This is a genomic window from Streptomyces sp. NPDC058619, from assembly GCF_042717785.1.
Classification (GTDB): Bacteria; Actinomycetota; Actinomycetes; order Streptomycetales; family Streptomycetaceae; genus Streptomyces.
Window position 1 is genome coordinate 19,704 of the sequence record NZ_JBHXQN010000024.1, and the last position, 23,653, is coordinate 43,356.

At 76.3% G+C, this 23,653-nt stretch carries 17 protein-coding genes and 4 pseudogenes; 8 read left to right on the forward strand and 13 right to left on the reverse strand.

From position 1 onward, the window contains the following. Positions 1 to 29 precede the first annotated feature (29 nt). The 3 genes and pseudogenes from ACFWTC_RS23020 to ACFWTC_RS23030 form a co-directional block, all read right to left on the reverse strand. Positions 30 to 530 (reverse strand): annotated as a pseudogene (locus ACFWTC_RS23020) (carotenoid oxygenase family protein); the annotation flags it as partial. A 76-nt stretch (positions 531 to 606) separates the two neighbouring features. Beyond that, positions 607 to 1,074: an SRPBCC family protein gene (locus ACFWTC_RS23025; RefSeq protein ID WP_383923649.1), complete on the reverse strand. Its 468-nt coding sequence runs from the start codon at positions 1,072 to 1,074 to the stop codon at positions 607 to 609. Between the two features lie 101 nt (positions 1,075 to 1,175). Further along, entirely contained in the window at positions 1,176 to 1,742 is a 567-nt protein-coding gene (locus ACFWTC_RS23030) for a TetR/AcrR family transcriptional regulator (protein ID WP_383923652.1), read from the reverse strand. Between the two features lie 402 nt (positions 1,743 to 2,144). Here ACFWTC_RS23030 and ACFWTC_RS23035 point away from each other — a divergent pair, with 402 nt between their 5' ends. Beyond that, positions 2,145 to 2,651, forward strand: coding sequence for an HAD domain-containing protein (locus ACFWTC_RS23035; protein ID WP_384074427.1), 507 nt, complete (start codon positions 2,145 to 2,147; stop codon positions 2,649 to 2,651). Here ACFWTC_RS23035 and ACFWTC_RS23040 read toward each other — a convergent pair. From ACFWTC_RS23040 to ACFWTC_RS23060, 5 genes are all read right to left on the reverse strand, one after another. Then, a complete protein-coding gene (locus ACFWTC_RS23040) occupies positions 2,644 to 4,515 on the reverse strand; it encodes a hypothetical protein (protein WP_384074428.1) in 1,872 nt (623 codons plus the stop codon). The genes ACFWTC_RS23035 and ACFWTC_RS23040 overlap by 8 nt on opposite strands. Next, on the reverse strand, positions 4,512 to 8,420 hold the full coding sequence (locus ACFWTC_RS23045) for a DUF5682 family protein (RefSeq protein WP_384074431.1): 3,909 nt from the start codon (positions 8,418 to 8,420) through the stop codon (positions 4,512 to 4,514). The genes ACFWTC_RS23040 and ACFWTC_RS23045 overlap by 4 nt, the downstream gene beginning before the upstream one ends. Further along, complete coding sequence (locus ACFWTC_RS23050; protein ID WP_384074434.1) at positions 8,420 to 9,580, reverse strand: AAA family ATPase; 1,161 nt, start codon at positions 9,578 to 9,580, stop codon at positions 8,420 to 8,422. Before ACFWTC_RS23050 ends, ACFWTC_RS23045 begins: the two co-directional genes overlap by 1 nt. A 304-nt stretch (positions 9,581 to 9,884) precedes the next feature. After that, on the reverse strand, positions 9,885 to 14,813 hold the full coding sequence (locus ACFWTC_RS23055; protein ID WP_384074518.1) for a DNA-binding protein: 4,929 nt from the start codon (positions 14,811 to 14,813) through the stop codon (positions 9,885 to 9,887). A gap of 74 nt (positions 14,814 to 14,887) precedes the next feature. Next, positions 14,888 to 15,760 carry a DUF4132 domain-containing protein gene (locus tag ACFWTC_RS23060; RefSeq protein WP_383931796.1) on the reverse strand — a complete coding sequence of 291 codons (873 nt, stop codon included), beginning with the start codon at positions 15,758 to 15,760 and terminating at the stop codon, positions 14,888 to 14,890. A gap of 200 nt (positions 15,761 to 15,960) precedes the next feature. Here ACFWTC_RS23060 and ACFWTC_RS23065 point away from each other — a divergent pair, with 200 nt between their 5' ends. After that, positions 15,961 to 16,719, forward strand: coding sequence for a DUF1524 domain-containing protein (locus tag ACFWTC_RS23065; RefSeq protein WP_383931794.1), 759 nt, complete (start codon positions 15,961 to 15,963; stop codon positions 16,717 to 16,719). Then, positions 16,716 to 17,009, forward strand: a complete 294-nt coding sequence (locus ACFWTC_RS23070) for a hypothetical protein (protein ID WP_383931792.1) — start codon at positions 16,716 to 16,718, stop codon at positions 17,007 to 17,009. The genes ACFWTC_RS23065 and ACFWTC_RS23070 overlap by 4 nt, the downstream gene beginning before the upstream one ends. A 105-nt stretch (positions 17,010 to 17,114) precedes the next feature. On the opposite strand, the pseudogene ACFWTC_RS23075 reads toward ACFWTC_RS23070, so the two are convergent. The 3 genes and pseudogenes from ACFWTC_RS23075 to ACFWTC_RS23085 all read right to left on the reverse strand — a co-directional run bounded on the left by ACFWTC_RS23075 (position 17,115) and on the right by ACFWTC_RS23085 (position 18,772). After that, positions 17,115 to 17,726: pseudogene (locus ACFWTC_RS23075) on the reverse strand (YncE family protein). Beyond that, positions 17,723 to 18,181: an ankyrin repeat domain-containing protein gene (locus tag ACFWTC_RS23080; protein ID WP_383931790.1), complete on the reverse strand. Its 459-nt coding sequence runs from the start codon at positions 18,179 to 18,181 to the stop codon at positions 17,723 to 17,725. Before ACFWTC_RS23080 ends, ACFWTC_RS23075 begins: the two are co-directional and overlap by 4 nt. A 57-nt stretch (positions 18,182 to 18,238) precedes the next feature. Next, the gene (locus ACFWTC_RS23085; protein WP_383931788.1) at positions 18,239 to 18,772 is read right to left on the reverse strand and encodes a GNAT family N-acetyltransferase; all 534 of its coding nucleotides are present in this window, start codon (positions 18,770 to 18,772) and stop codon (positions 18,239 to 18,241) included. Between the two features lie 154 nt (positions 18,773 to 18,926). Here ACFWTC_RS23085 and ACFWTC_RS23090 point away from each other — a divergent pair. Further along, positions 18,927 to 20,236, forward strand: a pseudogene (locus ACFWTC_RS23090) (sulfite oxidase). Positions 20,237 to 20,244: 8 nt separating this feature from the next. Here the strand turns inward: ACFWTC_RS23090 and ACFWTC_RS23095 are convergent. Both ACFWTC_RS23095 and ACFWTC_RS23100 read right to left on the reverse strand, forming a co-directional pair. Beyond that, positions 20,245 to 20,631, reverse strand: a complete 387-nt coding sequence (locus tag ACFWTC_RS23095) for a hypothetical protein (protein WP_383931784.1) — start codon at positions 20,629 to 20,631, stop codon at positions 20,245 to 20,247. Between the two features lie 8 nt (positions 20,632 to 20,639). Continuing rightward, a pseudogene (locus ACFWTC_RS23100) lies at positions 20,640 to 20,915 on the reverse strand (2-oxoglutarate and iron-dependent oxygenase domain-containing protein); the annotation flags it as partial. A gap of 252 nt (positions 20,916 to 21,167) precedes the next feature. Between ACFWTC_RS23100 and ACFWTC_RS23105 the strand changes: the two are divergent. From ACFWTC_RS23105 to ACFWTC_RS23120, 4 genes are all read left to right on the forward strand, one after another. Next, positions 21,168 to 21,932: a VOC family protein gene (locus ACFWTC_RS23105; RefSeq protein ID WP_383931802.1), complete on the forward strand. Its 765-nt coding sequence runs from the start codon at positions 21,168 to 21,170 to the stop codon at positions 21,930 to 21,932. A 76-nt stretch (positions 21,933 to 22,008) separates the two neighbouring features. Then, positions 22,009 to 22,197: a DUF6381 family protein gene (locus ACFWTC_RS23110; protein ID WP_384074437.1), complete on the forward strand. Its 189-nt coding sequence runs from the start codon at positions 22,009 to 22,011 to the stop codon at positions 22,195 to 22,197. Between the two features lie 132 nt (positions 22,198 to 22,329). Continuing rightward, positions 22,330 to 22,779 carry an SRPBCC family protein gene (locus tag ACFWTC_RS23115; RefSeq protein ID WP_384074439.1) on the forward strand — a complete coding sequence of 150 codons (450 nt, stop codon included), beginning with the start codon at positions 22,330 to 22,332 and terminating at the stop codon, positions 22,777 to 22,779. Positions 22,780 to 22,782: 3 nt separating this feature from the next. Continuing rightward, positions 22,783 to 23,604 carry a DUF1206 domain-containing protein gene (locus ACFWTC_RS23120; protein ID WP_384074442.1) on the forward strand — a complete coding sequence of 274 codons (822 nt, stop codon included), beginning with the start codon at positions 22,783 to 22,785 and terminating at the stop codon, positions 23,602 to 23,604. Positions 23,605 to 23,653 lie beyond the last annotated feature (49 nt).

The window sequence follows — 23,653 nt, forward strand, 5'->3', positions numbered from 1 at the left end:
GCCACGTGGTGGACCAGGTACGGCGAGAACGGGGAGGAGCCGAAGAAGTGCAGCTCTCCGGTGCCCGGGTCCTCCTTGAGGTGCGCGGTCATCGCGGAGGTCAGCTTCCCGCCGAAGTCGTGGGCCCCCACCGTCTCCAGGTCGGCCGTCAGCTCGAACGGCAGCGCGGCCTCGCTGAGCGCGAGGAGCCGTCCGGCGTGCTCGATGACGTGCGTCCCGGCGGTGCTGGCCGTCAGGTCGGGGCCCTTCTCCGTCATGTAGGGGGCGCCGTCGAGGGCGGGGGTGTGGACCCAGCGGTTGCGGTACCACTCGGCACGGCCGTCGCGCAGGCGGATGCCGTGGACCATGCCGCTGCCCTTGAACCAGTGGGTGGGGGTGATGCCGGGCTTGGGGTTGTGGCTGTTGCGGATCAGCCGGCCGGTCAGCTCGGGCGGCAGGATGCCCTCGACGGTGAGGCCGGTGGCGGTGATCTCGTCGGGAACGGGGGCGTAGTGGCCGGTCAGGTAGGGCTTGGACAGGTGCTGGCTCATGACGGTGACCTCTCTCGGCTTCTTCTTCTCGGGAGGCGCGGCGGGGGTGCGTGCGGCGGTGCGCGGGGCGGGGGCCCTAACCGGGGGTTGCGGCGCCCGCTTCGGCCCGGGCCTTCAGCAGCCCGAGCCACTGCTCCAGCGACTGGCGGAGCGCCGCTTCGAGCTCTGCGGGCCGCTCCTCGACCGGCGCCCCCGCCCATGACTCCTCGGTCCGCACGGTCACGGCGCCGTCCGGGTCCGGCTGCTCGAAGGTCCAGACGTGGATGCCGTGAATGCCGTGGGCCGGACCGCCCCAGACGATCCGCGCGCCGGGTACGACCTCCAGGAGCGTGGAAGTGATCTCCAGGCCGTGGGTCAGCCAGCGGAAGGTCGAACCGGGCGCGAGCGGGCCGTCGTACGCGACGGAGTCGATGCCGGTGTTCCAGGCGGCCCAGCCGACGATGTCGGTGTGCAGGGCCCAGACCGTCGCCAGGGGTGCGTGGACGGTGGTCTCCATGCGGACGACGACGGGGGCGTTCTCGTCGACGGTGTGCGGTGCGTTCATGGCGTGCTCCTTGGATCTCGGATTCATTGTGAGAGTGATTGACCACTCACTCTTTGGGTCAAAGCGAAGGCGGACCGTCCGGCCCCCCGTCCCATCTGCGGTCAGTAGTGCCGGACCCCCGCCGTGAGGGTGCGGGTCCACGGGGCGTCCACGTCCTGCGCGTCCACCGAGACCAGCAGGTGGCAGAGCATGCCGACGGCGAAGAACCGCTGGACCTCCGCGTCCCCGGCGCCCGAGGCGCCGCGCACGTACTCCACCATCCGGGCGTACCCGGCGCGTACGACTTCCCGTACCGCGGGCTCGGAGACCGCGGCCGCCTGGGCGTGCGTCAGGACGAGGAGCAGGTCCTTGTCCGCGATCAGTCGGGCGTACGCGTCACCCATCGCGTGGAGCACCTCCTCCGAGGCGCTGCCCCCGGCCTCCGCGGCACCTTCCTCGAGGCTGGCGCGGACCCGGGTGAAGCAGTGCTCGACGACGGCGGTGAACAGCGCCTCCTTGTGCGGGAAGAGCCGGTAGACGTACGACTGGGAGATGCCGGCCGCCTTGGCCACCTCGGTGGTCGTGGTACCGAAGTAGCCGCGGGCCGCGAAGGCGCCGATGGCCGTGCGCAGCACCGTGTCCCTGCGCTCCTCGGCGGAGGAGAGCTGGCGTCGTCGTTCCGTGTTCATGCGAGTAATAAACCACTCACACCTGTCTCCGTCAAACGGTCACTGTTCCGGCCTGACCGGTCCTGCGGCCCTCGAGCCCCGGGCCGCGACCCGGATGCCCGTTGCACGGACGTCCGCGACGACCTGGGTGCGCGCCGGGGTGAAGGCGACCGAGGAGGTTCGTGCGACCGTCCCGGCCAGGAGCCGTTTCGTCCGGGCTGGTAACCATTCCGATCAAGGTCTATCCCGCTACGGACTCGCACGCGGTGTCCTTCCGGCAGAAGGAAGTAGGACGAGCGCTGCACGCGGGGGAATGCGTTGTACTGCGTTGGTGCAGAAGCTGTCGCTGCGCAGAACCCAGCTCCAGGACTGGCGGCCATGAGTTTCTGCAACTGCGCTCACTCTTCTTGCCTCTTTCCCGACATGCAGACAACCCGCCCGCTCCTCTACCTCGACGTCGACGGTCCCCTCATCCCGTTCGGGGCGGGCCCCTATCCCCCGGCGGACGACGCCAACCCGCTCTTGGCGCGGATCGATCCGTCGCTCGGGCCCCGGCTGGCCGCGCTGGGGTGCGTGCTCGTGTGGGCCACCACCTGGATGGAGGAGGCGAACGAGTACGTCGCACCCCGGCTGGGCCTGCCGGACCAGCCGGTGGTGCGGTGGCCGGAGCCCTCCGACGCGGACGGGCGCGGCGGGATCCACTGGAAGACCCCGGCGCTCCTCGATCATGCGGCCGGGCGCCCGTTCGTCTGGGTCGACGACGAGATCACCGGCGCCGACCGGGCGTGGGTCGCCGCCCGCCATCCCGGGCGGGCCCTGCTGCACCGCGTCGATCCGGGGCGCGGCCTGGCCGAAGCCGATCTCGCCGTGCTGCGGGCATGGCTCGGCAGCGCCGCGGGTCCCGGCCCGGACGGTCCCGACCTCAGATGAGGGCCGCGGACGCCCAGGAGGCGGCGACCAGGCTGCGCTCCGCGGCCGACAGATGGGCGGCGGCCGCCAGCCAGGCCCGGGCGTAGCCCTCGGCGGAGGGGTCGCCGAGGCGGCCGAACACGTCGCGGGGCCGGCGGTCGGCCTCGGCGGCCAGCGCCGCGGCGCAGTCCGCCGCCGCGGTGAAACCGGCCCGGCGCAGCGGCCCGTACCCCGAGCGGTGGTCCTCGCCCCGGGCGGACTCCGCCACGGCGCGGCGGCCTCCCGCGACGCCGCTCTCCAGGAGGCGGCGCACGCGCCACAGCGGGGAGTCGGCCAGCGGGTCGGGGCCCGCCGGCGCGGGGGCCGGGGCCGGGGCGGCGTCCGGGGTGTGGCCCGCGGGCGGGAGGTGTTGCCCCTGGAGGCGGTCGTAGCCGAGGTCGGCGCGGTCGAGCCACTCCTCGGGCAGCCGCAGGGTGTGGTCGGCGCCGGGTACGGGTCCCACGGCGAGGGGCCGCAGGGTGGCGGCCCGGTCGAGGTCGGGGCGGCCCAGGACCCGGATCCGGAGTCCCGGGTGCCCGGCGAGGCGGCGCAGGTTGTCCGCGTGGGGGAGCTCCGGGTGGGGGTGCGCGGCGCGCAGCCGGAGCAGGGGCCCGTCCGGCCGGGCCTCGCGGACCAGGAGGTGTTCCCCGGCCGCGCCGACAACGGCCACGTCGCAGCCGAGCAGTGCCGGTTCGGCGCCGTCCGCGTCGGCCAGGCTGTCGGCGACGGCCTCGGCCGCCGGGCGGGCGAAGAGCGCGGCGGCGGGCCCTTCGCTCCAGGGCGTACCGGGCAGCGGGGTGGCCTTGACCCCGCGTCCGGCGCCGAGCCTGCCCTCCGGGGAGACCGTGGCACCGGCGATGCGCAGGCCACCGCGGGCCAGTCCGGCGTGGTCGAGGGCGGCTCCGCCCAGGGCCACCGAGGCGGAGCCCGCGCCGCGGGCCCGGGCCAGGCCGCCGGGGCGTACGTCGGAGACCGAGTAGCGGGCGCCGTCCGGGGCCAGGAGGTGGGTGACCACTCCCCCGTAGCCGGTGGCGGACAGCACCGGCTCCCGGCAGAGGCCGTACACCCGGAGGCTGCCGCCCGGCGCGTAGGCGCGGCGGGACATGCCGGTCAGCGCCGGGTCGGTCGATCCGGAGGCCAGCAGGGCCGTGGTGTACAGGAGCTCCCGGAAGGCCTCCGTCAGGTCGCCGAGCCGCCCGGCGGCCTGCCGCTCGCGGGCGGCGCGCAGGCCCCGTACGACCCGCAGGGCGGCCGCCTCGGCGCGCGGCAGTGCGGCGAGGCGGGCCGTGTGCGCGGCGCGGAGGAGTTCGGCCTGCACCACGGCGCCGCCGGCGGTGGCCCCTGCGGCCAGGGCCTCGGCGGCGGCCGCCCAGAGCGCGCCGGCGGCCGCGGTCTGGGCGCCGGTCAGGGCCCGGGGCGCCGCGGCGCCGGGCCCTGACGTCGGCGCCGGCTCCCCGGCGGGGGCCCCGGGCGCCCGAAGCGGGGCGTCGGCGGGCAGGGTCACGGCGGGCGGGGCGTCGGCGAGCAGGGTCACGGCGGGCGGGGCGTCGGCGAGCGGGGCCGCGCCCAGGGCGGCAGCCCGGTGGAGGCAGCGGGGCGCCAGCAGGCAGGAGCACACGGCCTGTTCGGCGCGCGTGAGCGTCCCCTCGGCCCCGGGGCGCAGGGTGACGACGGCGTCCTCCCCGAACCGGATGCCGACGCTGCCGTCCGGCGCGCGGACGGCAGCGGCGCCGCAGCTCGCGGTGGCGGCGTCCAGCTTCTTGCGCAGCCGGGCCGTGAGGTTCTCGACCGCCTCGGCCAGCACTTCGGGGGCGACGGCCGGCAGGGGGGTGTCAGCGCTGCTCAACGGGGTTCTCCACGGAGTCGTTCGCCCACCCAGCGGGCGAGGGCGAGGGGGCTGAGGGCGGCCACGGGCATCCCCGCCGCGACGAGTTGGCCCGCCACCGCGACCGAGTACCGGGGCGTGCCCGCGTCGTCGAGCGCCGCGCAGCCCAGCAGGTGGGCTCCGGAGGCGGCGAGGGCCCGGACCTCGCCGAGGAGGCCGCCCATCGGGGCCCCCTCCTCGAAGTCGCTGACCACGACGACGAGGGTGCGGCTCGGGACGGTGATCAGGGAGCGGGCGTGGGCCAGTCCGGCGGCGATGTGCGTACCGCCGCCGACGCGGACCTCCAGCAGCAGCGACAGCGGGTCCTCGACCCGGTCGGTGAGGTCCACGACCCGGGTGGAGAAGGCAAGGAAGTGCGTGGACAGGGTCGGCACGCCGCCGAGTACGGCCGCGGTGAGGGCGGACCAGACGACCGAGGCCTCCATGGAACCGGAGACGTCGACGACGAGGATCAGCCGCCAGTCGGCCTCCCGGCCCGCGCGGGTGGCGAAGACCGGGTGTTCGGGGACGACGACCACGCTGCCGTCCGGGCGCCTGCGGGTGTGCGCGAGGTTGGCGCGCAGGGTGCGGGCGAGGTCGAGGCGGCCGCCGGGACGCCGGGTGGGCCGCGGGGTGGAGAGTCCGGACAGCGCCGGGCGCAGCCGGGTGGCGAGCTCCCTGGCGAGTTCGTCGACGAGCCGCCGGACGAGGGGGCGCAGCCGGGCGAGTTGGGCCTCCGGCATGCCGCCGGCGAGGGACAGTACGGAGCTCAGCAGTTCCACCGAGGGCCGTACGCTCGCCGGGTCCAGTTGGGCGAGTACGTCGGTGCGGCCCGTCTCGGCCGCCCGCGCGAGCACCTCCTCGCGTACGTCGGCGCCGAAGAGCGATTCCAGTTCGCCCGACCATTCCCGGGCGGTGGGGAAGGACGCCTCACGGCCGCCGCCCGGACCCGCGCCGCTGCCGCCGTCGAGGTCGGCGGCGCCCTCGCCGCGTCCGGCGCCGTACAGCTCGTCGAGCGCGTGGGCGTAGCGGCGGGCCCCCGGGGGGAGCCGGTCGCGCTCGCGGCCGAGGAGCAGGCGCCAGCGGTCGGCGGGGGCGATCCGCCGGGCGTCGGACGCGCCGGGTACGCGGGACCCGGCCGGTCCGGCGCCGTGCGGGGCCTGAGGGGTCGACGGTTCGGGGGCCGGGGCGCCGGGAGTCGACGGTTCGGGGGCCGGGGCGGGTTCGGGAACGCCGGCGCGGGCTTGATCGGCGGGCCCGCGCGGCGGGAGTGTCTTCAGCGCGGCGAGGCCGGCGGCGTCGGCGGCGGCCCACAGGGCGAGGAGGGCGGGCGGGGCGTCGAGCGCGAGGTCGACGCGGTCGCCGAGGCGTTCGGTGACGGTGGCCAGCAGCCGGTCCCGGGCGGCGGGCGAGAGCGCGTCGAAGCCGCCTCGCAGGGCGGGGAGGCGGTCCAGGAAGGCGGGGCCGGCGAGGTGTTCCACCCGGTCGAGGAGCGGGCCGAGCGCGGCCGGGGAGGCCTGGAGCAGCGGTCCGGCGGCGGTGAGGAGCCCGCCCAGCCGGCGGGTCAGGGCGCGCCGGCTGTCGGGGCCGGCCGCGCCGTCGATCCATCCGGCGGCCCGGTCGCCGAGGTCCGCGGCCGGGTCGAGGTCGAGGAGGACCCGTACGGCGAGGGCGGCGCCCTGCATCAGCGGCGACGCGTCCCGGGCCAGGTCCGCGAGGGCGGCGTCGGTGCGCAGGCCGAGGTGGAGCGCGGCGGCCCGGTCGGCCAGTGCGACCAGGGCGGCCGCGTCGGCGGGGTCGTCGCTGCCGGCGAGGCCGGGCAGGGAGCGTACGGCGGCTTCGAGCAGGTCGCCGGTGAGCGCGGCGGCGGTGGCGGGGGTCTCCGCGCCGGTACCGGGCAGGTGGCCGCGGTGCAGGGCCTCCAGGAGGTCGAGGGCGTCGAGGAGTTCGGGCAGCGTGGCGGTCTGCGGCAGGACGGAGGCCGCCTCGTGGAGCCGTACGCCGACCAGCTCGGGCAGGTCGCAACGCGCGGCGGCGGCAAGCCCGGCGAGGATCCCCGCCGGGGTCGGGCCACCGTCGGCGGCGGCGCGGCGGGCGGTGTCCCGCAGGGTCCCGGCGGCCGCTTGGGCGGCGGTGACGCCGCGTACCCCGGCGAGGTCCAGGCGCGCCGGGACGGACGGGGTCCAGGCCAGGCGCCACTTGGTTCCGAGGGCGGAACCGTCGCCGGTGGCCGCGACGGCGACCGGTTCCCCGTACGAGGCGCCGCAGACGACGAGGCGTTGCAGCAGCACCTCGCGGCGGCCGTCGAGGGGTGAGCGGAGCGGGTCGAGGCGGAGCTCGCGGGAGGCGGGGTCGTCGGGGCCCGGGAGCCGCAGCTCGGCCAGCTCGGCCTCGACCGAGGGGCCGAGGCCGGAGCGGGGCGCGTGCGGGGTGATCCGTCCGCGGGAGGTGCCGACGAGCACCGCCTCGAGGGCCCGGGCCAGCGCCCGGCCGCGGCCGAGGGGCTCGCCCTGGCCGAGGACGGTGGTGACGGCCTCGATGAGCTCGCCGCGGCCGGGTGCCGGGAGTCCGCGCAGGACGGCGAGGTCACAGGCGAGCCGCAGCGCTTCGGCGGCCTCGCCGGTCCCGGCGGTGTGCCCGGCGCGGCGCAGCTCGCGGCAGAGCCGGGTGACGGCGACGGAGGCCGCCTCCCGGACGCGTACGGGGTCGCCGGCGGCGTGCAGGACGGCCTGTTGCCATAGGGGGTCGCGGATGCCGGCGGGGTATCCGGAGCGGGAGTCGAGCAGGTCGAAGGAGTACGGAACGAGCGAGGTGACGGCGCCACCCCCGGACTCGGCGACCGCCCCCGCACCCCCGCGCCCGACGCGGATGCCCGGTACGGGCGCGGAGCCGGCGCCCGCGGCGGAAGCGGAGCCGGTGGCTGCCGCGGACGACCCCGGCCCGGGGACGCCGCCGGCGCGGGCGGCGGAGCCGGTACCAGCGAAGTCGGTGCCCCCGGCAGAAGCGGTTCCGGAGGGCGCGAAGCGCGCGGAGCCGGTGGGCGCCACCGGGGCCGGGTCGGGGCCTGCGGCGGAGGCGGCGCCCCGGGGCGCGGGGGCGCTCGACGATGGGGACAGGAGGGCCGGGGCGTGGAAGGCGCCGATCACGGCGGCCACCGTGCGGCCACCGGTCGCCGCCGTGGCGATCACCCCGCGCATGTGGGCCTCACGGGCCAGGTCCGTGGCCGGGACGGCCGCGTCCTCGCGCAGGGCCCAGCCGACGCCGAGCGCGGCCCGCCGTACGGCCTCCGGGGAGCATCCCGGGGCGAGCACCTCGACGGCGCGGTCCCACATGTCCTCGCCGGTACGGCCGGTCCCGGCGGCGGTGAGTCCGTCCGCGTACGAGCGCCCCGGACCCCGGTCGCGGACGGCGTGCCCCGGAGCCAGGGGGTCCCGCTCCGCGTCGGGAGCCGGTGCGGACTCCTGGGCCCCGTCGAGGGCGGGCGCCGGAGCCCCGGGCCGGTCCGGCCCGGCGTCCGCCGGGGTACCGGCCCAGGCCCGGGACGACAGCGGGAGGTCGCAGCACAGCACGGCCGCACCGCGGGCGCGCGCCCAGCGGATGGCGGCCAGTTCGGGGGAGAAGTCCGCGAACGGGTAGAACGCCAGGCGGCCGTCCTCCCCCCTGCCCGCCAGGGCGACCGGGGCCACCGTCTCGGCGTCGGCCAAGTGCTCCAGCCAGGGCTGGAACTCCGTCGGCAGCTCCACGCAGACCACGTCCGCACCCGAGGCGTCCAACAGGTCCGGGACCACCGCGGCCAGCGCGGGGCTGTGGTGGCGCACTCCCAGCAGGTACGGCGCGCGGGACGCCGCCAGCGCGGCGACCGCGTCACGCGGGTCGGTACGCGCCATCACAGGCTCCCGCGCAGGTCCCACAGGCGGCGCCACATGGCCGAACCGTCTTCGGCCCGGCGGCGCACCGGGCCGTCCCAGTACCCCAGCAGCCGCGCGTGGTCGGCCGGGTCGTCCTTGCGTACGACGCCCAGCAGATGACCCGGCAGCAGGTCCAGCACGTCCCCGCCCGGAAGGTACGCGGCGGCGACCCCGAGCGACGCGGCCACCTGCACGGCCTCCGCGGTGGACATGACCGTACCGGGGCGCTCCACGTCCCAGCCCTCGGCACAACGCCCCGACCGGAGGTCCCGGAAGACCGTGACGAGCGCGTCGAGGACGGCGTCGTCGACGCCGAACGCGGCGCCCGCCCGCTGGACGGCGGCGACCGCTTGGCGGCGGATCAGCGTGGCCTCCGCGTCCGCGTCCGCGATCGGGGCGACGGTCTCGAAGTTGAAGCGGCGCTTGAGGGCGGCGGACATCTCGGAGACACCGCGGTCGCGGAGGTTGGCGGTGGCGATGACGGTGAAGCCCGGGGCGGCGGAGACCACCGCGTCCTCGGTTGCGGTCAGTTCGGGGACGCTGACCCGGCGGTCGGACAGGATCGACACCAGCGCGTCCTGTACCTCGGGCAGGCAGCGGGTGATCTCCTCGACCCGGACCACCCGCCCGGTCCGCATCCCGGAGAGCACCGGGGAGTCGACGAGGGCCTGTGCGGTGGGGCCCTGGGCGAGCAGCAGCGCGTAGTTCCATCCGTAGCGGAAGGCGTCCTCGGTGGTGCCGGCCGTCCCCTGGACGGTGAGGGCGCTGGTACCGCTGACGGCGGCGGCCAGCAGTTCGGACAGCATCGACTTGGCGGTGCCGGGCTCGCCGGTGAGCAGCAGGCCGCGCTCACCGGCGAGGGTGACCACGCAGCGCTCCACGAGGGAGCGTTCGCCGACGAACTTGGGGGCGACGGCCATGCGCGCGGGCAGCCCGTCGCGGCGTTCGGGCAGGGCGAGTTCGGCGCCGTCGCTGCCGCAGACGAAGGTGACGACGGCGCGCGGGGTCAGGGCCCAGCCGGGCGGGCGGGGGCCGGGGTCCTGGGCGGCGAGGAAGGCGAGCTCGGCGGCGTACCGCTCCTCCGCCGGACGTACCTGGCGGGCGGGGGCCTCGGGGGCGGGCTGTTCGGTGAGGGTCATCGGGGTGGTCCTCCGGTGGGGTGGTGCCGGGCGTGGGCGGGACGGTGTCGGGCGGGGACGGCGGTGGGCGGGGGTGGGGCGGGGGTGGTGCCGGGTCGGCAGTGGGACGGGGAACCGCGGGCGCGACGAAGACGGGTGCGGGCCGGCCGGTCCAGCAGGAGCGGGGCGGGAGCCGGCCCACAACCCGGTCCAGCGGAAGCCGGCCGGCAACCCGGCAACCCCGCGCGCCGGGAGCCGTGGCCCCGTCGGGCGGGGGCCACGGCGCCGCGGCTCCCTCAGCCCCGCTCCCTCAGCCGCGGCGCCGTCAGCCGCGGCGCCTGCGGGTGCGCTTGACCTGGAGCTGTTCGAAGCGCGGGCCGTCGCCCTCCCGGACCCGTGCCCAGGCCCGCCGGTACAGTTCCGCGGCCGGTTCGCCGGGTACCAGGGCGCCCAGGGCCGGCCTGCCGCCCGGCGCCAGCCCGTACAGCGGGAGCTTCCACTGCTCCAGCGGCAGGACCGGTGAGGACTGCTCGCTCCACCCGCCCGGCAGGAACAGCGTGCGCCCGGCCCGGCTGCGGTTGGCCGTCACCACCAGGTCGGTGGCGGCCAGTTCGGCGCGGGCCGCCTTGAGGCGGGCCGGCTTCCAGCCCGTCCAGCGCGCCGTGTTGCGGTCGGTGGGGTCGGGCATGGCCAGCAGCGCCAGGTACAGGGCGGCCGCGTCGGCACCGAGGCCGTGGGCGGCGGAGACCTCCGCCACCACCTCCGGCACCGAGCGGCTCGGGTCCTGCGGCCACCACGTGCCGTCCGCGTCGGTGGTCCCCGCCGCCGGGGTTCCCGGGTCGGCGAGCAGCGCGGCGAAGCGCGGGTCGTGCACGGCCCGCAGCGCCACCTCGACGCCCGAGGGGTGCTGGTCGGTGTCGCGCAGCATCGGCAGGTACGGGTCGGACCCCGTGGAGTCCAGCAGGGACGTCCGCAGCGCGGGCTTGGGCCGCCCGTCGGCGGTGGGCAGCAGGACCGCGCCGTAGCGCTCGTGGTCTGCGGCGGTCTCGGTCGGGGTGCCCGCCGCCGACCGGAAGTCGGCGAGGCTGGTGTAGGTCCAGAAGCTGAGCAGCAGGTCGGGCGCGGCGAGCCGCTGCCGTACGGCGGTCAGCACGGGCGGCAGCACGGCCCGTACGGGATCGCCCGCGGGCAGCCGGTGCGCGAGCCAGGCCGCCATGGCCACGGTTGCGAACAGGACCGCGGAGGTGAACGGGTCGGTGGCCGGCTCGCGGGGCTCCACGTGGTCGCCCCGCACGGTCCACGCGACGTCGACGCTCAGCTCCCGCGAGGAAGCGGGGTCGAGCAGGGCGGGCAGCGCACGGTGTGCGGGCCACCCGCCGGACACGGCGCGCGCGGCCTCGGTGGCCAGCCAGTCCGGTACGGGCGTGCGCCGGCCCACGCGCGCGTTCCACACCTCCGCGGCGGCGGCCGCGTCCGGGCCCTCGCTCCACAGCCGGGCCGGATCGGCGGGCAGCAGGGCGGCGACCACGGCCCGCCGCAGGTCGAGGTCGAGGTTCCTGAGCTCGTCGCGGGCGGCCGCGGCGTCGGCTGCCTTGAGCCCGAGGGCCGTACGCAGCTCCGTGGGCAGGAAGTTGCGCTCCCAGCCGTCGAGGTGCGGCATGCCCGCCACCACGAGCCGCGCGAGCGCGCCGGAGGCTCCGGTGAGGCGGCTGAACTCCTCCGCGGCTTCGGGCCGGAAGGGCGCCGGGCCGTGCGCGGCGGCCGCGGCGAGGAACGCGGACAACCAGCCGGGGCCGCGCTGCCGGTCGCCGAGCGGGGCGTCCCCGCGCGCGGTGTAGGGGCCGGGCACCTCGAACCGACCGGTCGGGTCGTGGAACAGGGCGCCGAACTCGTGCCCGTCGGGGACGGACTCGGAGTGCTCGGTCAGGGCGAGCGCGGCGCCGCCGCCCAGGGTGAGGACGTTGCGCAGGTAGAGGTTGCGGCCGATGCCGTCGGGGGTTTCCAGGTGGCGGCGGTCCAGGTGCAGCAGGACGCGGCGCCACCGGCCCGCGGAGCCTTCGGCCGAGTCCAGGCCGAGTGCGTCGACGGCGGCGAGCAGCGCGGTGAGGGCCGCCCGCTGCTCGTCGCCGGCGCCGGGCGCGACGGCGCGGTAGGCGACGGCGGCGGGCTGGTCCAGCAACCCGGTCCACGCGAGCCCGGACTGCGGCAGCGCGGGGGCGTCGAAGTGGAGCCGGCCGGGGACCGCGGCGTCGTCGGTCCGCGCGACGGCGGCGGCGAGTTCGCGCAGCACCCGGTGCGCGGAGTCGTTGTCCTTGCCCCAGTGCTGGTAGCCGCGGCCGACGAGCCCGCTCACCGCCTCGCCGATCAGCTGGTCGGCGGGGCCGCGGGCGGCGTCCCCGGTGGCTTCGCCGTCCGCGTGGAGCCGGGCGGCGACGGCGTCGAGGGCCTTCTGCTGGGTGAGGGTGAACCGGAGCACCTCGACGATGCCGCCGATCAGCTTGGGCGCGGTGACCTGCGGCAGGGCCGCGTTCACCAGGCCGGGCAGGTCGGTGACCAGCTCGGCCGCGGCGGCCGCCTTGAGGAGGGCGGCGACGGTCTCCCGGTCGGCCGCGCGCAGGGCGGCCGAACCCTCGGGGTCGCGCGGGCGCAGTGCGTACCAGTGGGACAGCGGCGGGAGTTCGACGCTGCCGGTCGCGAAGGCGGCGTGCCCGTGGTCCCCGCGCGAGGTGGCGGTGACCACGCCGTCGGGGTCGGTGAGGCTGAGCTCGCGCCAGTGGTGGGACAGGGCGCGCGGCCGGTCGTCGCCGGGGAAGGTGACCGCGGCCACGGGCGCGTCGTGGCCCTCGGGGACGGTGACGGAGCGGCCGCCGGTGTCGCTCCCGTGCCAGCCACCGCCCTGGAGGCGTACCGCGCGCCAGCCGAGCAGTCCTCCGGCCGGGGCGCCGAGCACCGAGCCGGCGACCTCGGGCGCGGGGCGCAGCCAGGAGCCGTGCCCGGGCAGGGTGGCGGTGTCCGGGTGGCCGTGCAGCGCGTCGGTGAGGAAGGCGGGCAGGGAGCTCCGGCCGTAGGCGGGGCCGGCGGGGTCGTACTCGGTCCAGCCGCCGTCGTGGTGCTGGTCGCGGGAGCGCCACACCCAGTACGAGGTGCCGTCGCCGAGCAGCGGCTTCTCCTCGGGCAGCCGGGTGTCGCCGGCGTGCAGGACGCCCGCTCCGGTGGCGCGGCCGCCGCCCGGCAGGGGCAGGCTGATGTGGTCGGACCGCAGGGACCAGTGGTTCCGGTCGGTCTCCAGGGTGATGACGGTGCCGGGCGAGGTGTGCCAGTAGCCCTGGGTCTGGCCGGCGCCCCAGGAGGACCAGAAGACGAGCAGTTCGCCGTCGACGTAGTGGAAGCCGAGGCGGTGCCCGGAGCCCGCGGGCACGCGCAGGTCGTGGGTGAGGACGGTGGAGTCGGCGTCGATGACCCGGACCTGCGTCTGGTTGGCGACGATCAGGTGGGGCCAGGCCTCGACCACGGTGAGGTCGGACGAGCGCCGGTCCGAGGAGAGTTCGGCGACGGCGCTCTCCCACGGGGCCCACTCCAGTTCCTCGAAGAGGCCGCCGCGCAGGGTGCGGGCGAGGGTCTCGGCGAGGTCGGTGGCGGCGGCCGCGGCGACTTCCGCGGGGGCCAGTGCGAGGCCTTCGGCGGGCAGCCAGGTCAGACGCTGGATGGCGTCGGGGACTCCCGGCAGGCCGGCGGCGGTGGAGTCCGCGGCGACGGTGCGCACCCATCGGGTGAGCAGCGGGCGGCCGCCGGGCGAGGCGGCGACGGCCTGGATGATGTCGGCGCCGCTGGTGGCGTCTCCGAGGGCGTTCAGCGCCCGGTCGAACGCCGGGTGGAAGCGTGCGTCGGCGGCGATGGCGAGCAGGTCGCGGCGCTGGTCGGCGCGGGCCCAGTCGCGGAGGCCCAGCTGGTCGTGGCGGCGTCGCCGGTCGCTTTCGTCCGGGTCGGCGACGGGGAGGCCGAGGGTGAGCAGGAGGTCGAGCAGGTCGGCGTCCTGGACCCCTATGCGCAGTCCGGCCTCGCGGCCGGGGCGGGCGAGTTCGGTGCGCAGTGCCGGGGCGCACCGCTCGACGAGGCCGAGCAGGGCCGGGAGCGTGGGGTGGAGGCCCCAGCCGGCGTGGCGGGCGGCGTGGAAGCGCTCCAGCCAGCCGGCGGCGCCGTCGGCGCAGCGCTGGTCGGCGGGAAGGTCCTCGGAGATCAGGCCGGCGGTGGCGCCGGACTCCTCCAGGACGCCGAGCCACAGGGCGGTGAGCTCGGTGCTGTCGCCGCCGCCGGGCGGTGTCAGTCCGAGGAGGGTGCCGCGTACGGCGGGAACGCGCCGGGCCAGCGCGACGAGGGCCGTCCGGTGGGCCTTCCACCAGCCGGTCGCGGCGCGCAGGGTGGCGGGCAGGGGCAGCAGTTCGGCGAGGTAGTCCTGTTCGGGCTCGGTGCCCGTCAGGCCGGCGGCGCGGGCCAGGCGGCGCAGTTCGGTGGCGGCCTGGGCGGAGGGCGGCAGCCCGCCGGCGGTCCGGCGCACGCACAGGCGGCGGAAGCGTGCGTGGGCTTCGGCGGGGGTGACGCGGGTGGCCACGTCCTTGCCGTAGCCGGTGAGCACCTTCACCGGCAGGGCGCCGGCGAGGGCGAACTCGAGGAAGACGGCGTCGAGGCGGTCCTCGTCGACGTCGAGGCCGTGCTGGGCCTCGGCGGTGCGGGCGCGGCCGAACAGCTGGGAGGCGTAGGTGGCGTTCTCGACGGCGAGGAAGGTGCGGGCGGCCTGTTCGTAGAAGACGGGGAGGAAGTGCGGGACGGACGCGGCGAGCCGGCCGGCGAGTTCGTGGCAGGCGTCGAGGGCGGCTTTGGGCTTGGTCTTCGCCTGGCGGGCGAGGCGGTCCAGTTCGGGGACGACGGCGAGGGCGTGGTGCCCGTCCTCGGGGTGGTGCACGAGGACCCACTCGGGGAAGCCGAGGGCCTGGCGGCGGCCGAGGCCGACGACGGGCGGCTCGCCGCCGTCGCGTACGAGTCCCAGGAACCCCGCAGCGAGGTCCTCGGCGGCGCCGAGTTCGGCGGCGGCGAGCCGGACGACGACGCGGTCGTCGCCGAGGGCGGGGTGCCGGTAGGAGCGCGCGGTCAGCTCGACGGCGGCGGGCCCGCCGCCGCTGGTGCCGGGCGGCAGCACGGCGCCCGCCGCGAGCAGCAGTGCGGCGTCCTCGCCGCCCGCGGACCCGGTGGCGGCGATGCCGCCCGCCGGCCCGGTGGCACCGGCCGCGCCCGCTCCGGTGTCCGTCCCGTCCGTGTGCGTCTGGTGGTCGTTCACGCGTCCCCGCCCTTCTCGATCTTGCGCCCGGCGTACAGCGCCGCGGCCATCCTCATGCCCTCGGACCAGGCGACCGGTCCGACCTCCGCCAGGCGCACGGCCCGGCCGTCCTCGTCGTGCCAGTTCAGGCCGCCGGTACTCGTCTCGTCCTCGTAGTACGGCTCGCCGATCCACACGGCCGCCTCGACGGCGCGGCCCCGGCCCGCGTCACGGACCTTGCAGGTCGCGTATCCGCCGGAGACCCGGTAGCCGAGGCCCGTGGCCCGGGCCGCGAGGCCGAAGCGGGTGGCGAAGACGCCGCCCGCGTAGTCGCGGACCTCGGTCGCGGTCTCCGCGAGTCCCTCGGGCTTGTGCCAGGTGGCGCGGTGGATCTGCTCGACCCGCTGCTCGATGCCCAGTTCGGCCGCGAACTCCCGTACGTCTTCCAGATCGGGCAGCAGCACCGGGTGCGGCAGGGTCACCGTGCGCGGGGAGAGGCGGACCGTCTCGCCGTCGAGGTTGACCACCTTCAGCTCACCGGCGGCGGTGGCGTCGCGCAGGAAGCCCGCCTCCTGCGGGTCCTCGCCGACGACGGCCAGGTCGCGCAGGGCGCGCTGCCAGGCCTCGTCGGGCCAGACCCGGGCTATCAGCGCGGTCGGCACCGGCAGCGAGGACACCATCCAGGCGTCGACCTGGGCGACACAGGACGCCTCGTGCCGGTCGAGCCATTCGGCGAGCCGGCGCAGCCGGTCCACCTCGGGATGGTCCTTCAAGGCCTTGGGCAGCGTCTTCAGCTGCCTCCCGCTCGTGCGGCCGCCGGTCGACCGCGCCGCCACCCGCCCCTCCACCAGGGCGATTTCGTACCCCTCGCCCGCTGCCAGCCATGCCATCCGTCCGCACCTCTCCCGCGTGTCCCGCCCGGTTCCGCGCAGCTTCGTCCAGGGGAGTGGGACCCCCCTGAGCTGCGGTATGCCGGGAGACTAGCGAGAGCCACTGACAACACCCTCCGGAGGGTCGCGGCCCGATTGAATGTCCGGTTCTGGGTAGGCTCCCGGGGACATTGACGCGGAGTCGGGTTTGGGGTGGGGTCATGGTTCGTCAGATACGCGTGCCAGGGGCGGTGCTGGCCGCGGGGCTGCTGCTGGCCATGGCGGGGTGTTCCGGTCCGGTGGGGACGGGCCCCGACGGGAAGCCGCCCTCCGCGGGGCGGACGTCGGCGTCCTCTTCGGCGGACGGGGGCAAACCGGCGGACCCCGGCAAGCCGGGCGGCGGCGGCGAACCGGTGGGCGGCGATGTCCTGCCGGGCCTGGTCACCGTGGCCGTGGCCCGTACCCGACTGGCCGCGCTGAAGGTCGCACCGGTGGGCACGATGGCGGGGTACAGCCGGGACAAGTTCACGCACTGGACCCAGCAGGGGAACAAGTGCGACACCCGCGAGACCGTCCTCAGGCGCGACGGCGCCGACGTCAGGCAGGACGGCGAGTGCAAGGCCGTGTCCGGCACGTGGAAGAGCCTGTACGACGCGGTGGTCGTCACCGACGCCGGGAAGGTGGACATCGACCACATGGTGCCGCTGGCCGAGGGGTGGCGCTCGGGCGCCGCCGGCTGGGACGCTGCCCGGCGCAAGGCCTTCGCCAACGACCTGAGCCACCCCCAGCTGCTGGCCGTGACGGCGGCCTCCAACCGGTCGAAGGGCGACCAGAGCCCGGACCTGTGGCAGCCGCCGGAGAAGGCGAGCTGGTGCCAGTACGGCCGGGCCTGGACCACCGTGAAGTCCGCTTACGAACTGACCGTCACCGAACCGGAGAAGAAGATGCTCACCACGATGCTGGACACCTGCGCCTCATGAGCGGCGCGACGCCCGCGCCCCACCGGTGGCAGGACGAGGCGAAGGCCGGTCCCGGGGGCGCGATGACGGACGAGGTGGGCGTCATCACCGGCCCGCTCACCCTGCGCACGACGGAACAGGACGGGGGCCTGGTCCGGTTCGACATCCAGTACACCGACGCCGACGAGTGGTACACGCTGACCGGCAGCCCCCTCCCCCACCACGGCGACCCGGCCGGCCTGCACGCGGCCGCCCTCGCCGCGGTCAGGGCGGGCGGCGGGGCCCAGGCCCCGGGAACGGGCCCGGCCTGACCGGGGCCCGTCCTGCGGTGCGCCCCCGCGTCCCGGTGCGGCCCCGTGTCCCGGTGCGGCCCCGCCCCGGCCCCGCGCCCCGGGCCGGCTCACAGGCTCACAGGCTCACAGCACGGCGACGCCCAGCGGCCGGTTCCCCGCGGCCAGCCGGCGGGTGGCGCCCGAGTCCAGGTCGACGACCGTGATGCCGTTCCAGTACCCGTCGCGGGTGAACCCGCCGGTGACGTAGGCGGTACGGCCGTCCCGGGAGACGGCCACGTCCTCGTGCGGGCCGTCCTAGCCGCGCGCGCCGTCGGGCGAGAGCGCGATGCCCATGCCCCCGCCGCGGTACTCGCCGTCGGCGGCCGGGCCGGTGTCCGTGCGGTAGGGGATGCGGGCCGACCGCTCGCGGGTGCGGGTGTCGACGACGGCGACGCCCTCGGCCGTGGCCACCCAGGCGCGGCCGTCGGCGCCGGCGGCCAGCCCGTACGGGGCCCTGCCGACGGGCACGGAGGCCACGGCGCCGCGCACCGGGTCGACGAAGGTGACGGCGCCGAAGTCGGCGGTCAGGAGCGTGCCCCGGGGCGTCGCCGCGGCGGCCGGCAGCGGGGCGGACGCGGACGGCGCCGGGGCGGAGGAGCCGGGGGCGGCTTCCCCCGGTCCGGCGCAGGCACCCAGCAGCAGGGCGGCGGTGAGCGCCGCGAGTGCCGTACGGGAGCCTCGTGCGCGGGGGTTCACCGGCCGGTCCCCCGCTCCTCCTCCGCGGCCCGCACCAGGCGTGCCATGCCGTCGAAGCCGCGGCGCACGGCGTGCTCGTACGGGGTGGTCCCGTCGTGGTCGCCCCGTGCGGGGTCGGCGCCCGCCGCGAGCAGCAGCGCGACGACCTCCTCGTGGCGCGGGCCGCCGTCGCCGAGGATCACGGCCTCCAGCAGGGCGGTCCAGCCGAGCCGGTTGGGCTGCTTCAGGTCGGGGCCGGCCGGCAGCAGCAGGCGCATCATGCGGACGCTGCCGGTGACCCCGGTGACCAGCCACGGGCTGTCGGCGCGGGAGTCCGGGGCGTTGGGGTCGGCTCCGGGGCGGGAGGGGCCGCCTGCGCCCTTCCTCTCCCCCGTCCATGGTGGTCCCGCGGCGGGCCCCGTCCGGTCCGCCCGGCGGCCGGAGCCCGGGGGCGGACCGGAGGACCCCGGGGTCATCCGATCGGCCGATGCGTGCGGCCGGCCGTCCTGCCGGGCGCCGGCCGGCGCGTGGGCTCAGGCCTCGTACTCGGTGAGGTCGATCCCGTGGACCTGCAGCATGTGCCCGTACGCCGGGTGGGTGGTGTCGCGCTCGGCCACCATGCCGAGCTTGCGGATGACGTTCTCGGACTCGTCGTTGCCGGCCCGGTTGATCGCCACGACCCGGTCCAGGCCGCGGTCCTGGAGGGCGAACTCCAGGGTGGCGTGGGCGGCCTCGGAGGCGTAGCCCTGGCCCCAGTACTGGCGGCCGAGGCGCCAGGTGATCTCGACGGCGGGCATGACCTCGGGCAGGTACTCGGGCACCGAGAGGCCGACGACGCCGATCAGCTCGCCGGAGCCGAGCAGTTCCACGGCGAACAGCCCGAAGCCCTCCTCGTCCCAGTCCTCCTCCATGCGCTCCAGGTCCTCGGCGGTCTCGTCCAGGTCGCGGACCGAACCGTCGCCGATCCACCGCATCACCTCCGCGTCCCCGTTGATCTCGGAAAGGGGGATGAGGTCGTCGTCGTGCCAGCGGCGGAGGATGAGGCGGGGGGTCAGGATCTCGGTCATGCGGCCCATCCTGCCGAACGCCGGTGCGCAGCGGTAATCGGGTCCGGCATTGCGGCCGTGTTGCAGGTTCGTGGCCATCGCGGCGAGAAGGTTCCCGCAGGTGGGGGTGGGCTTCTACGGTTCGTCGGGAATCGCGACCAAGGAGTGTTCCGCCATGCCCCTCGACCTGTCGGACGAGAGCCGGTACGACCGTGCGCGCCTGCGGCAGTGGGCGCGCGGCCGCGCCCGCTCCGCCGGGGTGGGCCGCCGCGACCTGCTCAGGCTGTTCGCGGCGGGAGCCGCCGCGGGCTCCCTGGGCCTGGGTGCGGGCGGCAGCGCCGAAGCCGCCGCGGAGGGGGCGGCCGCGGCCCCCGGTCTTGCGGCCGGCTCCGCCACCGCGGCCGCGCCGCCCGGCATCGTGAAGCCGCTGCCGCCGGAACTGTTCACCGTCCGGGGAACCAACGCGGAGACGAACTTCGCCTCCCTGCGCGGTACCGGGCCGCTGACTCCCGTCGACCGGTTCTTCGTACGGAACCACACCTCGACCCCGCGGATCGAGGCGTCCGGCTGGCGGTGAGCGTGTGGGGCGACGCGCTGGCCGGCGGCCCGGTGGAGTTCTCGTACGACCGGCTGCGGTCCCTGCCGGCGGTCGAGCGGACGCTGTTCGTGGAGTGCGCGGGCAACGGGCGGAGCTTCTACGCCACGCAGCAGGGCCAGCAGGTGACGGGCACGGCCTGGAACCTCGGCGCGATCGGCGTGGCCCGCTGGCGCGGCGCGCGGCTCTCGGACGTGCTGCGGCGGGCGGGCGTGACCCGCGCGGCCGTCGACGTGCTGCCGCGAGGGCTGGACGACGAGGTGGTCACGAACGGGGTGAACCTGGGGCGGGTGCGCCGTCCGCTGCCGGTGTCGAAGGCCCTGGACGACGTGATCCTGGCGTACGAGATGAACGGCGAGCCGCTGCCGCCCGACCACGGCGGTCCGGTCCGGGTGGTCGTTCCGGGCTGGATCGGGATCTCCTCGGTCAAGTGGGTCGGGGACATCGAGGTGAGCTCCGAGCCGCTGTACACGCCGTGGAACACGGACCTGTACCGCTTGTTCGGGCCCGGTCAGCCTCCGCAGGGCAGTGCCCCGCTGACCCGGCAGACCCTCAAGAGCGCCTTCGAGCTGGAGGCGGGGGCGACGCTCCCCGTGCACCGTACGCGGCTGCTGACCGGCCGTTCCTGGTCGGGCGCGGCGCCGGTGCACCGGGTGGAGGTCAGCACCGACGGGGGCGCGCGCTGGCAGCGGGCCAGGCTGCACGACGCGCCGCGCCGGGGCGGCTGGGTGCGCTGGTCTCTGCCGTGGACCCCGCGGGCCACGGGTCCGGCCGCGCTGCTGGCGCGGGCGACGGACGCCACCGGGCGGACGCAGCCCGCGACGGCGGCCCACAACACGCAGGGCTACCTGTTCGACGCGGTCGTGCGCCACCCGGTGACGGTGGTCTGAGCGGCTGCTCAGGGGGTGTGGAAGCGGACCTCGGGGGCGTCCGCGGCCGGTCCGTCCAGGACCGGCCGCGGCCGGCCGAGCAGGTGCCGGTCGAGGAAGGCGCCGACGTAGCGGCGGGTCAGCTCGACGGAGCGGGCGCCCGGGAGCGGGGTCTGCGGGTCGGGCAGGCCCAGCTGGTCGCCGATGGCCGGGAAGTCGGTGAAGGTGAAGTGGCCCGAGCCCGCGAAGGTGATCCAGCGCTTCCAGCCGTCGAACCGGGGCCAGTCCCGGTCCCAGCTCGCGTCCCCGCCGGGCACCGTGTCGGCTGCCCCGAGCAGCAGGAAGGGGCGGCCGCCGAGCCCGGCCTCGGGGACCGGGGTCATCAGCGAGCCGTCCATGTCGACGCCGGCGCGCACGCGGGGGTCGCGTAGCTGTTGGCCTCGGCTCCGGGGCCCAGCCAGCCCCGGTCGCCGACGGTGACGGCGTACGGCTCCTTCGATCCGGGCGGCAGCCGGAAGAACGTGCGGGCCGCCGACCTGATCCGTGCGGGCAGCGACGGGTCCACCCCGTGCCCGGTGATCAGCAGGAAGCCGGCCGCCCGCAGGGCCTCGTCGACACGGGCCGCCGTTCGGGCCCGTTCCTCGGGGGCGCCGGACCGCCACGGTCCGAGGTCGATCACGGGAATCCGGGGACCTGCCATGGGATACCTGCCTTCCGCGCCTGTGCCGGACGTCGTGCGGACGTCGCGCCCCGGCGTCCCGGAGCACCGGCACCGAGGCTAGCGCCACAGGACCCGAGGCATCCCGCTTACCGGCGGTGACCGGCCGCATCCGCACTTGACCGCGAAGACCGTCCCGAAAAGGACCAGAATGGGTCCGGGGAACGAGGGACGGAGCGAGCGGTGAAGATTTCTACGAGGGAGGTCTTCGGGGCTCCGTGCTGGGTGAGCCTGATGGCCCGCGACCTCGGCACCTCCCAGCGCTTCTACGGCGCCGTCGCGGGCTGGACCCACCGGCACGCCCGCCTCGGCGCGGCCTTCTCCGTCGCCGAGCTGGACGGGGTGCCGGTGGCCGGCATCGGCGCGCTCGCGGCCGACCTGGGGGTGGCGGTGGCGTGGACCCCGTACTTCGCCGTCGACGACGCCGACGTGGCCGTGGACCGCATCCGCGAACGCACCGGCACCATCGCGGTCGGCCCGGTCTCCTTCGACTCCGGCGGCCGCGCGGCCCTCGTCGCCGACCCGGAGGGCGCGGTCTTCGGGATCTGGGAGGGCGCCGTGTCCTCCGACTGGCGCGTGGGCCGGGGCCCGGCACCGGCCTGGCTGGAGCTGCGCACGCGCAACGCCTTCGACGCGGCGATGTTCTACGGCGCGGTGCTGGAGTGGGCCACCGGCCGCTCCGGCTGCTGCGAGGTCTCGTACGAGGAGGACCAGGTGGTCCTGCGGCAGGCCGGCGAGCCGGTGGCCCGCCTCAACGGCGGCCCGGTCGAGGCGGCGGCCTACACCCCGCACACGCGGCCCCGATGGCACGTCCACTTCCGCGTGCCGCGGCTCCGTCCGGCGGTCGAGGCGGCCGTGGCGCTGGGCGGCCGTACCGTCTCCGACGTCACCTCCAACGCCACGGAGCGATGGGTCGCGCTGCGTGACCCGGACGGAGCCCTGTTCACCCTCACCACGTCACTGACGGCCGATCCCGCCCCGGAGCGTCACGCTCGGTGACCGTTCGAGATGCGCGCCGGCGGTCGCGCTGGTTCTCTGGTTCCGCCCGCTCTCCCCACGGTTCCAAGGAGCGAACATGAGCGATGCAGGCGAGTCCCGCGGCCGGTCCGCACAGTTGCGGGCCAAGGCGCAGGAGCTGAACGAGGCCGCCGAGCGGTCCACCGACGCGGACGAGCGGCAGCGGCTGCGCGACAAGGCGCGCCGTCTCCAGGAGCAGAGCGAGCAGGAGAGCCGGATGGACGACCGCGGCATGGACCCGCTGTAGGGCGCCGTCCGCCTCCCGGATCCCGGGCGCATGGAGCACCCGCGCCCGGGTACCCGTGCGGTCGAGGCATCCGACAGGCGGCCCCGCCCGTCGGGGGCCGCGGAGGCACCGACCACGAGGGAAGGATTCACGATGTCGCACGTCGAGGAACACGTCGAGGTGAACGTCCCCCTGCGGACGGCGTACAACCAGTGGACGCAGTTCGAGGAGTTCCCCGCCTTCATGGAGGGCGTGGAGCGGATCGAGCAGCGCGGTGACGCGCTCACGCACTGGGTGACGAACGTGAACGGCGTGGAGCGCGAGTTCGATGCCCGGATCACCGAGCAGCTCCCGGACCGGCGCATCGCGTGGATGACCGTGGACGGGGAGGCCCGCCAGGCGGGGCTGGTCACCTTCGAGCCGGTGGACGCCACCACCACGCGGATCGACCTGCACATGAACTGGGTCCCGGACGGTCTCGCGGAGAACGCCGCCGACAAGCTCGGCTTCGTCCAGCGGCAGATATCCGGCGATCTGAAGCGCTTCAAGCACTTCATCGAGACGCGAGGGGTCGAAACCGGCGCCTGGCGCGGCGAGGTCTGAGCCATGGGTGATGGAGTGGCGAGAGAAGGCGTCCGGACCGCGTCCCGGGGCGGTACGGGCCGCCAGGTCGTGGCCCGGGTCGGGCTCATCGCGCGCGGAGTGCTGTACGTACTCGTCGGCGTCCTGGCCGTCCGCATCGCGTTCGGTGAGGGCGGTCAGGAGGCTGACCGCCAAGGCGCGCTGCAGGAACTCGCGGCGAAGCCGTTCGGCGGTTTCCTCGTGTGGGCCGTCGGAACCGGGCTGGTCTGCATGATGCTGTGGCGGCTCTCGGAGGCGGTGTTCGGCGCGGCCGGCCCCGACGGCGGCAAGGCGACGAAGCGGCTGGCGTCGGCCGCGCGGGCCGTCTTCTACGGGGTCATCGCGTTCTCGGTGCTGTCCTTCGCGGCCGGTTCCGGCGGCGAGTCCGGCGACCAGCAGTCGCGGGACATGACGTCGAAGGCGATGGAGCTGCCGGGCGGTCCCTGGTGGGTGGGCGCGGTCGGTGTGGCGATCGGCGTCGCCGGCGTCGTGATCGCCGTCCAGGCGGCGCGGCGCACCTTCCGCAAGCACCTCGCGATGGACGGGGTGTCCCAGGGGGTCCGCAAGGCGGTCGACGTCCTCGGCGTCGCCGGCGGCGTGGCCCGCGGCATCGTCTTCGCGGCGGCCGGCGGTTTCATCGTGTATGCGGCGGTGCGCTTCGACCCCGCCGAGGCGAAGGGCATGGACGACACGCTGCGCTCCCTGACCCAGACGCCCGCGGGCCCGTGGCTGCTCGTGGTGGTCGCCGCGGGGCTCGTGCTGTTCGGCGTGTTCTCCTGGGCGATGGCGCGCTGGCGCCGCGTCTGACGACCGCGTGCGGAGGCCGCTGCCGGGACCGTTCGGGGTCCCGGCAGCG